Below are 12,642 nucleotides of genomic sequence, written 5' to 3' on the forward strand. Positions count from 1 at the left end.
CTTCCTACTCGTTCATCAAGTTTATGCAATTAAAAACGCTCAGAACCGAAGCTCTGAGCGTTGCACTCTTATCTTTCGGTTTCCCGCAGGATTTGGCACCTTATGCTCACGCACAGGTTGTCGGGCTTCACAGGGCCTGTCCCCTCAGCCGCTCTTGATAAGTCGGTATTCAGTTTGTCCGGGTAATATCTTATCATTGCTTCGTCGAAATGTCAAGAAGAGTCGCACTCTTTTTTGACATTTCGCGCAGATTGATAAGGATCAATAACCCTTTGCCTGCTCGCCGTTCAGGATCTTGACGGCGCGGGAGGTACCCAGACGGTCTGCACCGAGGGCGAGGAACTTTTCCATATCCTCGACGGTGGAGATGCCGCCGGCTGCCTTGACCTTGCAGCGGCCAGCCACGCCCTTGACCATCAGTTCCACGTCGTGGAAGTTTGCGCCGGCGGTGGAGAAGCCGGTGCTGGTCTTGATGTAGTCAGCGCCTGCCTCGCAGACGATGTCGCACATCTTGCGCTTCTCGTCGTCGGTCAGCAGGCAGGTCTCGATGATGACCTTCAGGACCTTATCGCCCACAGCCTGCTTGACGGCGCGGATGTCCTCGCGGACGGCGTCGTACTCGCCGTTCTTCAGGCGGCCGATGTTGATGACCATATCCACCTCGGCAGCGCCGTTCTCGATGGCAGTCTTGGCCTCAAAAGCCTTGGAAGCGGTGTCCATTGCGCCCAGAGGGAAACCGACCACGCAGCAGACCGGGATGCGGCCCGCCATGTACTCGACAGCCTGCTTCACATAGCAGGTGTTGATGCAGACAGAAGCCGTGTGGTTGGCGATGGCCTCGTCGCACAGGGTCTGGATCTGGGGCCAGGTAGCCTCAGGCTTGAGCAGGGTGTGATCGACGTGGGACAGGATCTCTTCACGATTCATACTTTTTTCCTCCTGAATCGAAGTTGTTTTGAAAACAGCTTCTTAGTTCTTGGTGGCACGGCGTACCTTCGCCATGCCGACAGCGCTCAGGGCAATGGCCGTTGCAGACACCGTTGCGCCGATGATGCCCAGCACCAGACCGGAGACCAGAAATGCAAAACCTTTCAGACCACGTTTCATAATACCGTACCTCCTGAAATTATATCAGATATTTTTCTGCCGCTGGCAGAAAAATATCTCACTTACGCTTAAAAACGATGAGCTTGCTGAACACATAATTCAGCACGACCACCACCACGTTGGAGAACACCTTCACCGCCATGCCCCACAGGGCCTGGGCATCGTAGAAGCTGGTGACAAAGATGGCCGTCGGGCCGTCGGCACCGCCGATGATGGCGATGGCGGCAGAGCCGTCGGAGATGGAGGGAGCGGGCGCTGCGCCGCCGGTGGCCATGTGCAGCACCGTATCCGGGCCAAACCAGCCAGCCAACAGACTCAGCGCACCGTTCATAAAGCTTTCCACCAGAGCCGCCCCCTGGGCGGCCAGCAGGTTGCCGAAGATCATCATGATGGCGGCATCCAATACCAGTGTACCCAGACGGCAGGTGACGAATGCACCAAATTCTTTCAGCGCTTCTCTACCCTGCGTCCGGCTGGCGAAGACGAACGCCCGGTTGGTGACGTAGGCGAACAAAATGCAGATGACATTGTCCAGCACATTGCCCCAGCTGTTGGCAGCGGTATAGCCGAACAGGCGGCTGAACAGCGCATACAGTACGATGTTCAGCAATGTGGTCAGCACACCGAAAACGAGATAAGCCAGCACCTCGCGGTGCTTTATAAACCAGTTTTTCATAATTGTACAAAAACAGCCCCGCCGCCGTTTTCCCGGCAACGGGGCTGTAGTTCGCATTGTGTCTGATGAGACTATGCTGCGGGCTGATTACTCAGCGTCGTCGTTCAGCAGAGCCTTCATGGACAGGCTGATGCGCTTCTTGTCGAAGTCAACATCCAGCAGCTTCACGTCGACCATATCGCCGACCTTCAGTGCGTCGGAGACCTTCTCAACGCGGTCATTGCTGATCTCGCTGATGTGGACCAGACCGTCAACACCCGGCAGGATGCGGACGAATGCACCGAACTTGGTCAGGGACACGACCGGAGCATGGAAGGTGCTGCCGATGGGGTAGTTGTTCTTCAGCTGCTCCCAGGGGTTGTCCTCAGCCTTCTTGTAGCCCAGAGAGACCTTGTGGTTCTCGGTGTCGATATCCTTCACATACACCTCGATGGTGTCGCCAACGGAGACGACCTCAGAGGGATGCTTGATGCGGTTCCAGCTCAGCTCGCTGATGTGGCACAGACCGTCCACACCGCCGATGTCAACGAATGCACCGTAAGAGGTCAGGCTCTTGACGACGCCGGTGTAGGTCTTGCCGACCTCGACGCTTGCCCAGAACTCCTCACGCTTAGCCTTGTTCTGCTCAGCGGTGACCTTGTTGATGCTGCCGACGATCTTGCGGCCGGAGCACTCGGTGACGACCAGCTGAACGTGCTGGCCGACCAGAGCAGTGTAGTCCTCGTCGCGGCGCATAGTGGCCTGAGAACGAGGGACGAACACCTTGACGCCCTTGACGTTGACGACAACGCCGCCCTTGTTGAACTCGGTGACGTCGCCCTCGACGACCTCGCCGGACTCAGCTGCCTTGGCGATCTCTTCCATGCCCTTGCGAGATGCGAGCTTCTTGCGGGAGAGCTGGATGACGCCATCCTGATCCATAACCTTCTCGACGATGAGGTCCAGCTCATCGCCAACTTTCACCAGGTCCTCGACCTTGGCGGAGGAATCATCGGTCAGCTCGCTCAGCTTGACAAAGCCGGTCTGCTTAGCTCCGATATCCACCTGGATCTCGTTGGCAGAGATGCTGGTCACGATTCCTTTCACAATACTGCCTGCATGAACACGCTTTTCCTCGGATGCGTTCAGCATCTCCTCAAAGCTCATGCTGTCATTGATTTCTGCGCTCATACTGTTAAGTACCTCCTCAATAATAGACGATGGCGTTGAAGCCCCGGCTGTGACGCCCGCCGTCTTTACATCTGCAAACCATTCCGGCCGAAGTTCGCTCGCTGTCTCGACCGTTACGGCTCGCGTATGCTTTGCGGCGACCTGTACCAGCTTTTGGGTATTGGAAGAATGATGACCGCCAATGACAACAATGATGTCGCATTGTTGGCTGAGGTCTTCCGCTTCCTGTTGCCTCGCCCACGTCGCATTACATATTGTATCAAAAATTCGGGCGTTTGTATAGGCTTTTTTGAGAAACTCCGAACTTTCTTGCCATTTTGTTACCTGAAATGTGGTCTGTGCAACTGCAAAAATGGGCTTTTGGGGGTCAGAAGGCCCTTTCCACGCCTTCAGCTGGGCCAAATCGCTGAAAACGAATACCTCTCCCCGGGTATGTCCGACGATGCCCTGCACCTCCGGATGGGACGCATCACCGGCCACCACGAGCACTGCACCGGCGGCTTCGGCCTCGGAAGCGATCTTCTGTATCTTCTTCACGAAGGGGCAGGTGGCATCGTGATAAGTGCAGCCCCGGGCTTCCAGCTCGTCGTAAATGCTGCGGGGGACACCGTGGCTGCGGATGACCACCTCGTAGCCCGTAGGGACATCAGCGGGGGTGTCTGCTACCAGTGCGCCCCGGTGCTCAAGGTCTTCCACGGTCTGGGGGTTGTGGATGAGGGGGCCGAGGGTGGCCACCTTGCGGCCCTCATCCAGCAGACCGTAGGTCAACTTGACCGCGCGGTCCACGCCGAAGCAGAAACCCGCAGTCTTTGCAAGTCTGATTTCCATTGTACTCTCCTAAATTCAACCTCTCCGTCATCGCTGCGCGATGCCACCTTCCCTATTAGGGGCAACAACGACGACCGCCGCCAGTGGCGGAAACAGGGAGTCGCTGTTGGGGCAGCGGCCAGCGAGACGCAAGCAATGCGAAGCGGATGCTGGGAGCCGCAACTCGGCCTTGTCGAGCGATAGCGAGACTGAGAGGTTCATCACAATTCACTCCACGCATCCAGAACGGCCTGCTTATTTTCCCGCAGTTTCTTTATGTCGCGGCGGCCTTCCATTGCAAACTGTGCAGCGGGCATGGGCTCGCCGAAGATGACACGCACCTTGCAGAACAGCTTCATCTTACCATCAGGGGTGTCGTAGTAGATACGGCAAGGCACGACGTCCACATTTGCTGCCGCCGCGATGACGAAGAGGCCGCTCTTGAGGGGAAGGAACTTTCCCTCCTGCTCCCGTGTACCCTCCGGAAAGAGCAGCAGTGTGCCGCCCTCCTGACACTTTTTCACGGTGTCGTCGATGACGCTGACCTCTTCTTTCGTGCCGCGGACACAGACTGCACCGGCGCACCGGAAGAACCACGACAGGAATGCGTTTATCTCGAACAGCTCTTTCTTGGCAAACACTGTCATCCGCTGGCCCCAGAACCGGGCGATGACGACGAACACCGGGTCGATGGCTGAGATATGGTTGGGGGCAATGATGCAGCCCTTCGTACCGATTTTTTTCAGGTTCTCCCTGCCCTCACACCGGACGCGGAAGCCGATGTGGAACACCAGCCATGCCAGCGGGACCAGAATATAATATAGTATCATCTGACCTTCTCCGTGATAATTTTCTTCATGGCCTCAAAGCTCTGCTCAAAATTCAGCTCCGAAGTGTCCAGCAGCACGGCATCGTCTGCCTGCTTGAGGGGGGCTGCGGCGCGGTGGGTGTCCTGATAGTCGCGCTGCTTGACGTCGGCCAGCACATCTTCGTAGGGGGTATCGATGCCCTTCTGCTGGTACTCCTTCCAGCGGCGGGTGGCGCGGGCCTCCGGGCTGGCGGTGAGGAAGATCTTCACAGTCGCATTGGGCAGCACCACGGTGCCGATGTCGCGGCCATCCATCAGGATGTTCTGCGTCTTGGCCATGTCCCGCTGCATCTCCAGCAGGAAGGCACGCACCGCCGGATTTGCACCCACGGCAGAAGCCGCCATTCCCACCTCTTCGGTGCGGATGGCCGTGCTGACGTCCTCGCCATTCAGATAGATATGCTGTTCGCCCTCGATAAAAGCAAACTCGAGGGTGATATTGGGCAGCAGCGCATCAACTGCCTCGTTGTCCTTCGGTTCTTTGCCCGCGCGGAGGGCATAAAGGCCGATGGTACGGAACATCGCACCGGTGTCCACATAAATGTAGCCGAAGTCCGCAGCCAGACGCCGCGCCAGCGTAGATTTGCCTGCGCCCGCAGGCCCGTCGATCGCAACAGAAATCATTTTTATATCTCCTTCTCTATGAATCTGAAATTTCCAGCCTCTTAAACCTCTCCGTCACGGCTGGCGGCAGTCATTGTTGTTGCCCTAACGAGGGGGCCGTCTGCGAAGCAGACTGAGAGGTCATTCCAGATGATTCGCAAAACTCTGTGCCGTGCAGAATGCGATCTGCAGATTGTAGCCGCCGGTATAGGCGTCCACATCCAGCACCTCGCCTGCAAAGTAGAGGCCGAGGGCCTTTTTGCTCTGCATGGTCTTGGGGTCAACCTCCCGCACCGACACGCCGCCTGACGTGATGACTGCGTGTGCCAAATCGCCCCGGGCGTCGATAGTCACCCGCCAGTGCTTCATCAGCTGTACCAGTTCCCGCTTCTGCTCCCGGGTGATCTGGTTTGCCCTGGTGGCCGGGTCAATGCCCCAGCGGGCCACCATGACCGGCTGCATACTGGACGGCAGCAGCTTCACCAGTGCGCCCTGCGCCGCGTGGTTCGCCAGAAGGGCAAAGTCCCGGGTGATGCGGTCATAAAGCTGTTCCTCACTGAGGGCAGGCTTCAAATCAATAAAAGCTTCGTACTTGTGCTTTTTCATGTCGCCCAGATGGCTCGACGCGCTGAGGGTCAGCGGCCCGCTGATGCCGAAGTGGGTGAACAGCATCTCGCCCTGCTCCTCGAAGATGGCTTTGCCGTCCTCGTGGAGGGTGAGGGTCACGTTCTTGAGGGCGAGGCCCATCATCTTCTTGCAGTCGGCGTCATGGCTCACAAGGCTGACAAGGCTGGGGACAGGCTCCACGAGGGTGTGGCCCGCTTGCTGGGCCAGCTTGTAGCCGTCGCCGGTGGAGCCGGTGGTGGGGTAGCTCAGGCCGCCCGTTGCCACCAGCACGGCGTCCGCTTTGTACTCCCGGCCCGAAGTTCCCCGCACACCCACGCAGCGATAGGCCGGGCCGGGCTTTTTCTTTTTCGGGTGGCGCAGATTTTCCGGCGCGGCAGGCGCTTCTTCCTGCTGGGCCAGCGGCTCCAGCAGCAGCTTTTTTGCCCCGTCGTGGACGATGTCCGCTCCGTCTGCGTACCGCAGAAGAGCCTGCCGAATCTCTTCGGCCTTGTCTGACACCGGGAACACCCGGCGTCCGCGCTCCACTTTCAGCTCCACACCGAGAGATTCGAACAGCTCCATCGTCTTGGCCGGCGGGAAAGCCCCCAGCGACGAGAACAGAAAGCGGGGGTTCGTCCGCACATGGTGCAGAAATTCCTCTGCGGTGCAGTCGTTGGTCACATTGCAGCGGCCCTTGCCGGTAACGAGAATTTTCTGAGCCGGCTTTTCCATATGTTCCAGCACCGTCACCTCATGCCCCTGCCGCAGGGCCGCGCCCGCCGCCATCAGGCCGGCAGCACCGCCGCCTACCACTAAGACCTTCATGTTTCGTTTCCTCCGCTTTTTCTTCTGTCTTCACACTTATTCTAGTTTATCATACCAGAATCGACCGCCAAAAGCAATGTGAAAAAAACAGGTACAGCGTTCTGCTGCACCTGCCCGGAAAATTTTGCTTATTTCATGGCCTTGATGGGGTCGAGATACTTTTCGCCCTCCATGACTTCCAAGTGGATGTGGCTCTCCTCGGCACACTCACAGCTCACGCTGCCCACCTTGCCGATGGTCTGCCCGACCGAGACGGTATCGCCCTTCTTCACCTTGGCATCCGTCGTACCGCAGACCCGCCAAATCCTGCCGGAAGCATCTTCGATGGCGACCACAGGCCCCCACTTGTCGTCCGTGCCGGTCTCCACCACCTTGCCTGCCGCCGGGGCGGTCACTTCCGCGCCCCTGCTGGCGGCGTAGTCCACACCGTTGTGGGTGCGCCAGTCACCCAGCGTCTTGCTGTAGACCAGCTCATCGCCGCTGTAGCTGTTTAAGACGCGCCCCGAGACAGGCTGCGTGGAGGCAGGCGCAGCCGAACTGCTGGCAGGCAAGGACTCGGTTTGCAGCGCGGAGGGTTCGCGCACCGAACCAGACCCAGACTGCGCACCAGAAGAGGACGCAGCCCCACCGGACGAGCTGTCCGCTTTTGGCACATTGGCCACGCTGTTTGCTGCGGGTGCGTTCTGCTGCTGCCATTCGGCTTCCTCCTCTCCGGCAACGCCGGGCGATGTGTTGATGCCCTCGTCGATGCCGGGGGCGGTGCTGGACGGGCTGCGCACCGCGTCCAGATCTTGCTTCAGCTCATTGCGCACCGTGCGCACAGCCCACACCCCGGCCGCTGCCGCCGCCAGCAGGCAGGCGGTAAGCACCAGCGCAAAGGCTTTGTCCCGCAAAAACTTTCTGAATTGCTCCATCGTTCGTTACTCCAATCCATCTTTGTGTACGGAATCGTTTCTTTGGTGGTAGTTTGGAGCGGCAGAGCGGGGTTTATTCATAAGGACGAAAAAAGGCCCCGGCGGACCGGGGCCTAACGGGTTCATGATTCAGTGGGCGGGCATTGCTGCGGCTGAGGCTCAATCCTTACTAGCACCTTCGCCCATGCCATTGTCACCCGGCTGATACTTCGGATTCGTTACAGCAGTGGTCTGGAAGAGCGCGATCATGTACTTCTTACCGCCAACCTCGCCGGTCGCAACGGCAACATAAGATTTGTCACCCACAGTCCAATTAGGCTCACCATTATCCCACTCCGTGTCAGGAGCATTGATGGGGCCTATGGAAGTCATCAGCTGACCTGCATAGTAAATGTTCTTATTGCTACTTGCAGACAGCGTTGCGCTAATATCGGCAAAGCCACACTCATACAGCGGCGAACCATCACCAACATTTGCTTGAGTAAACTTCGCTGCCCAAGCCCCCAGCTTCAGCCTTGCAGCTTTATCTTTCATAATGGCGTTGTACACATCATCGAAGTCCTTGGCATCTCCAAAATCGATGCCCTTGCCGACCTCATCCACGGTCTTCACCAGTGCGTTTACCTGTTCCTGCAATTCTTTATTGCCCTTTTCGAAGGTAGTATCCACACCATAGACCTTCGCCCAGTCATTCAGCGCATCGAGCATTTTCACGGTAGCTACACTATTGCTGTTGTTACAGCCCGTCAGGACGGACAGTGCCAGCACGCCCGCGAGGGCTGCGGCGAGAACCTTTTTGAACAGTTTCATTCGAAACCCCTCCTCAATAAAAATAAGCTCTGTGTGCTGCTGCCGCAAACATCGTCTGCCGCATCACCACACAAATTTTACCCCCCCCCCCGGCATTCTGTCAACCTTTCCCTCGATTTTTGGCAAATCGCACAGTTATCATGATTCAAAGCAGTCATTCTGACAAAAAAGAGCCGCCGTGCAAACGCTCTGCACGGCGGCTCCGAAAAATTTGATTTAATTATTGCGGCTGCGGCTGTTCATGCCCAGCAGGCGGACGACGTACAGGAAGATGTTGATGAAATCCAGATACAGGGTCAGTGCGCCATAGATAGAAGCCTTCTCGGCCATCTCGGCGTCGCCTGCATAGTAGGCGTAGATCTGGCGGAGCTTCTGGGTATCATAGGCGGTGAGCAGCATGAACACCACCAGGCCGATGCCGCAGTAGAGCACCGAGGCACCGAAGCCAAAGCCGAAGAGCGCACCCACGAGGCTGGTGACGATCATGGCCACCAGAGCCATCATGAGGCGGGGACCCCAGCCGGTGAGGTCTTTATGGGTGGTGGTGCCGTACACAGCCATGAGGCCGAAGTAGACCGCCGTGGCGAGGAAGGCCATGACCAGAGTACCTACCGAGAACATCAGGAAGTAGTAGCTCAGGACCATGCCGTTCAGGATGGCGTATCCGAAGAACGCGGCTCTTGCACCGTCGATGGACATCTTCTGCACCCGGGCGCTGAGCATGAACACCAGTGCCAGCTCACCGATGGTAAGCAGGAAGTAAAGCGAATCGACCAGATAGATAAGGGGCGTAGTCGCTGTGATATAGGCCATTGCGAAGGTGACGAGCAGGCCGCCGGCCATCCAGCGGTAGGTGCGGGTCATATAGTCCGATGCGCTCATCGAAGGCTCCGCATAGCCGCGGTCATAGTTGTTGTAATCCATAAGGAATCCTCCATTCAAAATCAGAGCATCGGCCTCGGCCTTGCCCCGGTCTACGAAATATAGTATACTGCATAGAAATGAACGATTCATGAAAAAGGCTGTGATATTTGATGTCTCTCGGACTTTATCTGCATATTCCTTACTGTTTTTCCAAATGCCGGTACTGTGATTTTTACTCAGCCCCCGGCCAGCGCGGCGTCCCCCGCGCCTATGTGGACGCCCTTTTGCGGGAACTCTCCCGGTTTGCGCCGGACGCGCCCCTGCGGCCGGACACCCTTTATTTCGGCGGTGGAACGCCCAGTCTGCTGGACCCGGCAGACGCCGCCCGGCTCATCGCCGCCGCACAGCCCCTGCCCGGAGCCGAGATCACGCTGGAAGCCAACCCTGAGACCGTGACCGAAGACTCTCTCCGGGCATTCCGGGAGGCGGGCGTCAACCGCATTTCCTTCGGCGTCCAATCGGCCCGAGACAGCCAGCTCAAGACGCTGGGCCGCCCCCACACGGCAAAGCAGGCGCGGGCCGCTTTCGCCGCCGCACGCCGTGCCGGGTTCGAGAACATCAGCGGCGACATCATGCTGGCCCTGCCCCATTATACGCAGGCCGAGTTCGACGAGACGCTGGAGCTTATCGAGGATGGCGGCGCGGCCCACATTTCCGCCTACCTCTTGAAGATCGAGCCCGACTCTGCCTTTGGCCGGACGCCCCCCGAGGGTCTGCCCACCTCCGACGAGGCGGCAGATTTTTACCTCTACGCCGTCGAGCAGCTGGAACATCATGGTTACCGGCAATATGAGATCTCCAACTTCGCCCGCCCGGGCTATGAGGGAAAGCACAACCTCATCTACTGGGACTGCGGCGACTATCTGGGCATCGGCCCTGCGGCCCACTCCTGCATGGGCGGCAAGCGGTTCTACTACCCCGCCGACACCGAAGCCTTTCTGCGGGACGAGGCCGCGCCCGTCATGGACGGTGGCTGCGGTGCGGAGGATTATCTCATCTTGCAGCTGCGTCTGCGCAAAGGTCTGAGCCTCGACGAATACAAAAAACGCTATGGCAGGGAGTTCTCCACCGCACAGCTGGCCTTTGTGCAAAACTGCGTGAAGAGCGGCTACGCCAACTTTGACGGCCACACCCTCGCCCTCACGCCAGCCGGGCTCATCGTACAGAACAGCATCCTTGCCGAGCTGCTGTGAGCCTCAGTGAACAGCAAAGCTCATCGCCGCCAGCACAAAAACACCGATGATGCTGGTAATGCGGCTCACCCTCTGCATCGCGTAATACCAGTCGGTGGGCTCACCGCCGTACACTTCCAGCCCGTGACGGAGGTTCCAGAACAGCAGCGGGAACCGGACATCCAGCACAAGGAGCACCACCAGCGCCCCTATCGGCAGCAGGAACGCCACGCTGCCCCGGGTCTCCAGCCGCCCGCCGACGGTTACATTATAGAGCCAGTTACAGCTGGGCCAGAGGTCGGATCTCCGGTATTCGCCGTTGACGACGACGTTCACCTCGTCGGCAAGGCCCCCATCGTCTTCCCTCCACAGGATGGCGTCGCCGGGGTCGCCCAGCGCGGTCCCGGTAAAAACGACCACTCCGTCCTGCTCAATTTTTACGCCCGGGTCGCTCATGCCCTCGGCTTTCGATTCGAGCCGATAGTGCCGCGTCTCTCCGTCCATCGTGAAATCCACTTCCGCACCGTTTCCTGTCTGGGCGATCTGCATGGTGTAGGCGGCATACGCATCCTTGCCCGAAAAGCTGCCGTCGGCCTGACGATACAAAAAGGCATCCCGCAGCCAGACGCCCGGGCGGAGTGCCGCCCAGAGATAGAGTACAGCGAGAAGCAGCGCGGTAAGAACGCAGAGCAGGCAGCTCGTCTTTTTCTCCATGGTCAGGCTCCTTTCGTTTCAGCCCAGTTCGATTATTTTCCACCCCAGCTCCCGGATGGCTTCTTGATCATGGGTCGCCAGCAGGGTGGGCTTTGTGCCGCAGCGTGCCTTGAGCATGGCTGCGGCTTTTTTCATGACGGCGGGGTCCATGCCGGTGAAGGGCTCATCTAACAGAAGCGTGTCGCTCTCGGCCCAGAGAGCGCGTAGCAAGGCGGTGCGGCGCTTCTGTCCGCCGGAGAGCTTCCGGGCAGGCAGGGCAAGGGCCTCGTCATCCAGTCCTAATTGTATAAGGTCATCTCGTATCTGCTCTTTGTATTGTGTTTTGACCTTGTACTGTTCTGCGGTCAGCACCAGCGCCACATTCTCTTCGGCGGTCAGCTGGGGGCAGAGCCTGTCTTCCTGAAAGACCGCGCCGACCCGGCCCACGCCCTCCACGCTGCCGGAGGTGGGCGCTTCCAGCCCCATCAGGATGCGGAGCAGGGTCGTCTTGCCCCAGCCGCTTGGCGCCCAGAGCACCGCCGGGCCGTCCACAGTAAGAGAGAGGTTTTCGAAGAGGATTTTCTCTCCGAATCGTTTAGACAGATTCTTTATTTCCAGTTTGTTGTTGGTTTCACTCATTTTTCAGCCCCCTCTTCGCCCAGAACTGCCGCTACCGCTTTATCCAGCAGAGCAAGGAACAGCTTTTCGAATACGGCGCTCAGCAGGATGATGACGAAGGTCCAGGCAAACAGCTCCCCGGTGGAAAGGGTAATTTTTGCCCGGTAAAGCGCGTCGCCGATGCTGCCGTCCGGCAGGCCGATGACCTCTGCTGCTACGCCGCTCTTCCAGCAGATGCCCAGCGCCACGCTGCATCCCTGCCGAAACGCGGGCAGCACCGCCGGGAGCCAGACCGCCCGCAGACGCCGCCCCAGAGGCAGACGGAACACCTGCGCCATTTCGAGAAGCTGGCGGTCAGCACTCCCGATGCCGGTGCGCACTGCGCTGTAGAGGACGGGCAGCACCATCAAAAAGCTGATAAGGACGGACAGCGACGAGCCGCTGACCCACACCAGCGCCAGAATGATGAAGCTCGCCACCGGAGTAGCCTTGACCAGCTGCATCACGGGGGCGAGAAGGGCATCCACCCACTCCCACTTTTCGGCGGCTACCGCCAGCACCGCGCTGGACAGAACGCCCAGCCCGAAGCCCAACAGGATGCGCCCGGCGCTGAAACCGATGCGCTGCCAGAACTCGGCCTGCGGCAGCAGCTCCACCAGCGTACCGATGGCCTGCACCGGCGAGACAAGAAAGACTTCCTGCCCGATGGCCACAGCCGCCGCCTGCCAGACGCCCAGCCAGAACACCGACGCCGCTAAGATTTGAATGCGGCGTTTTTTTGTTTTATCCATGTATTTCTTTGCTCCTGTTCGTTTTCTCGCTTTCAGAATATCACATCATGTATGAGAA

At 58.6% G+C, this 12,642-nt stretch carries 14 protein-coding genes and 1 riboswitch; of the genes, 1 reads left to right on the forward strand and 13 read right to left on the reverse strand.

Annotated features, from left to right (window positions below):
- Nucleotides 1-65 precede the first annotated feature (65 nt).
- Nucleotides 66-164: riboswitch (SAM riboswitch) on the reverse strand.
- 97 nt (nucleotides 165-261) lie between these two features.
- The 10 genes from deoC to J3349_RS12580 all read right to left on the reverse strand — a co-directional run bounded on the left by deoC (nucleotide 262) and on the right by J3349_RS12580 (nucleotide 9,310).
- On the reverse strand, nucleotides 262-927 hold the full coding sequence (gene deoC / locus J3349_RS12535; protein ID WP_158387707.1) for a deoxyribose-phosphate aldolase: 666 nt from the start codon (nucleotides 925-927) through the stop codon (nucleotides 262-264).
- 42 nt (nucleotides 928-969) lie between these two features.
- A complete protein-coding gene (locus tag J3349_RS12540; protein WP_015565914.1) occupies nucleotides 970-1,107 on the reverse strand; it encodes a hypothetical protein in 138 nt (45 codons plus the stop codon).
- 58 nt (nucleotides 1,108-1,165) lie between these two features.
- Nucleotides 1,166-1,783 (reverse strand): GtrA family protein, encoded by a 618-nt coding sequence (locus J3349_RS12545; protein ID WP_207677642.1) that lies wholly within the window; start codon nucleotides 1,781-1,783, stop codon nucleotides 1,166-1,168.
- 87 nt (nucleotides 1,784-1,870) lie between these two features.
- Nucleotides 1,871-3,781, reverse strand: a complete 1,911-nt coding sequence (locus J3349_RS12550) for a bifunctional 4-hydroxy-3-methylbut-2-enyl diphosphate reductase/30S ribosomal protein S1 (protein WP_207677643.1) — start codon at nucleotides 3,779-3,781, stop codon at nucleotides 1,871-1,873.
- A gap of 200 nt (nucleotides 3,782-3,981) precedes the next feature.
- Nucleotides 3,982-4,590 (reverse strand): lysophospholipid acyltransferase family protein, encoded by a 609-nt coding sequence (locus J3349_RS12555; RefSeq protein WP_158396417.1) that lies wholly within the window; start codon nucleotides 4,588-4,590, stop codon nucleotides 3,982-3,984.
- Nucleotides 4,587-5,252, reverse strand: a complete 666-nt coding sequence (gene cmk, locus J3349_RS12560) for a (d)CMP kinase (protein WP_158396415.1) — start codon at nucleotides 5,250-5,252, stop codon at nucleotides 4,587-4,589. Before cmk ends, J3349_RS12555 begins: the two co-directional genes overlap by 4 nt.
- Nucleotides 5,253-5,372: 120 nt before the next feature.
- A complete protein-coding gene (locus J3349_RS12565; RefSeq protein ID WP_207677644.1) occupies nucleotides 5,373-6,662 on the reverse strand; it encodes an NAD(P)/FAD-dependent oxidoreductase in 1,290 nt (429 codons plus the stop codon).
- A 128-nt stretch (nucleotides 6,663-6,790) separates the two neighbouring features.
- Nucleotides 6,791-7,576, reverse strand: coding sequence for a M23 family metallopeptidase (locus J3349_RS12570; RefSeq protein WP_207677645.1), 786 nt, complete (start codon nucleotides 7,574-7,576; stop codon nucleotides 6,791-6,793).
- Between the two features lie 159 nt (nucleotides 7,577-7,735).
- Nucleotides 7,736-8,386 (reverse strand): hypothetical protein, encoded by a 651-nt coding sequence (locus J3349_RS12575; protein ID WP_207677646.1) that lies wholly within the window; start codon nucleotides 8,384-8,386, stop codon nucleotides 7,736-7,738.
- Nucleotides 8,387-8,602: 216 nt separating this feature from the next.
- Nucleotides 8,603-9,310: a Bax inhibitor-1/YccA family protein gene (locus tag J3349_RS12580; protein ID WP_207677647.1), complete on the reverse strand. Its 708-nt coding sequence runs from the start codon at nucleotides 9,308-9,310 to the stop codon at nucleotides 8,603-8,605.
- Nucleotides 9,311-9,420: 110 nt separating this feature from the next.
- Between J3349_RS12580 and hemW the strand changes: the two genes are divergently transcribed.
- Entirely contained in the window at nucleotides 9,421-10,503 is a 1,083-nt protein-coding gene (hemW, locus tag J3349_RS12585; protein ID WP_207677648.1) for a radical SAM family heme chaperone HemW, read from the forward strand.
- Between the two features lie 3 nt (nucleotides 10,504-10,506).
- On the opposite strand, the gene J3349_RS12590 is transcribed toward hemW, so the two are convergent.
- The 3 genes from J3349_RS12590 to J3349_RS12600 are packed head-to-tail and all read right to left on the reverse strand — an operon-like array spanning nucleotide 10,507 to nucleotide 12,584.
- Nucleotides 10,507-11,196, reverse strand: coding sequence for a hypothetical protein (locus J3349_RS12590; RefSeq protein WP_207677649.1), 690 nt, complete (start codon nucleotides 11,194-11,196; stop codon nucleotides 10,507-10,509).
- An 18-nt stretch (nucleotides 11,197-11,214) separates the two neighbouring features.
- Nucleotides 11,215-11,814, reverse strand: a complete 600-nt coding sequence (locus tag J3349_RS12595) for an ATP-binding cassette domain-containing protein (protein WP_207677650.1) — start codon at nucleotides 11,812-11,814, stop codon at nucleotides 11,215-11,217.
- Nucleotides 11,811-12,584 carry an ABC transporter permease subunit gene (locus J3349_RS12600; protein WP_207677651.1) on the reverse strand — a complete coding sequence of 258 codons (774 nt, stop codon included), beginning with the start codon at nucleotides 12,582-12,584 and terminating at the stop codon, nucleotides 11,811-11,813. Before J3349_RS12600 ends, J3349_RS12595 begins: the two co-directional genes overlap by 4 nt.
- Nucleotides 12,585-12,642 lie beyond the last annotated feature (58 nt).

This window comes from Faecalibacterium sp. Marseille-P9590, from assembly GCF_017377665.1.
GTDB lineage: Bacteria > Bacillota > Clostridia > Oscillospirales > Ruminococcaceae > Faecalibacterium.

Excerpts from the sequence above, each read along its gene's own strand:
- J3349_RS12550 (WP_207677643.1), bottom strand. The coding sequence starts at position 3,781 with ATGGAAATCAGACTTGCAAAGACTGCGGGTTTCTGCTTCGGCGTGGAC.
- J3349_RS12590 (WP_207677649.1), bottom strand. The coding sequence starts at position 11,196 with ATGGAGAAAAAGACGAGCTGCCTGCTCTGCGTTCTTACCGCGCTGCTT.
- J3349_RS12575 (WP_207677646.1), bottom strand. The coding sequence starts at position 8,386 with ATGAAACTGTTCAAAAAGGTTCTCGCCGCAGCCCTCGCGGGCGTGCTG.
- hemW (WP_207677648.1), top strand. The coding sequence starts at position 9,421 with ATGTCTCTCGGACTTTATCTGCATATTCCTTACTGTTTTTCCAAATGC.
- cmk (WP_158396415.1), bottom strand. The coding sequence starts at position 5,252 with ATGATTTCTGTTGCGATCGACGGGCCTGCGGGCGCAGGCAAATCTACG.
- J3349_RS12570 (WP_207677645.1), bottom strand. The coding sequence starts at position 7,576 with ATGGAGCAATTCAGAAAGTTTTTGCGGGACAAAGCCTTTGCGCTGGTG.
- J3349_RS12565 (WP_207677644.1), bottom strand. The coding sequence starts at position 6,662 with ATGAAGGTCTTAGTGGTAGGCGGCGGTGCTGCCGGCCTGATGGCGGCG.
- J3349_RS12540 (WP_015565914.1), bottom strand. The coding sequence starts at position 1,107 with ATGAAACGTGGTCTGAAAGGTTTTGCATTTCTGGTCTCCGGTCTGGTG.
- J3349_RS12600 (WP_207677651.1), bottom strand. The coding sequence starts at position 12,584 with ATGGATAAAACAAAAAAACGCCGCATTCAAATCTTAGCGGCGTCGGTG.
- J3349_RS12580 (WP_207677647.1), bottom strand. The coding sequence starts at position 9,310 with ATGGATTACAACAACTATGACCGCGGCTATGCGGAGCCTTCGATGAGC.
- J3349_RS12545 (WP_207677642.1), bottom strand. The coding sequence starts at position 1,783 with ATGAAAAACTGGTTTATAAAGCACCGCGAGGTGCTGGCTTATCTCGTT.
- deoC (WP_158387707.1), bottom strand. The coding sequence starts at position 927 with ATGAATCGTGAAGAGATCCTGTCCCACGTCGATCACACCCTGCTCAAG.
- J3349_RS12555 (WP_158396417.1), bottom strand. The coding sequence starts at position 4,590 with ATGATACTATATTATATTCTGGTCCCGCTGGCATGGCTGGTGTTCCAC.
- J3349_RS12595 (WP_207677650.1), bottom strand. The coding sequence starts at position 11,814 with ATGAGTGAAACCAACAACAAACTGGAAATAAAGAATCTGTCTAAACGA.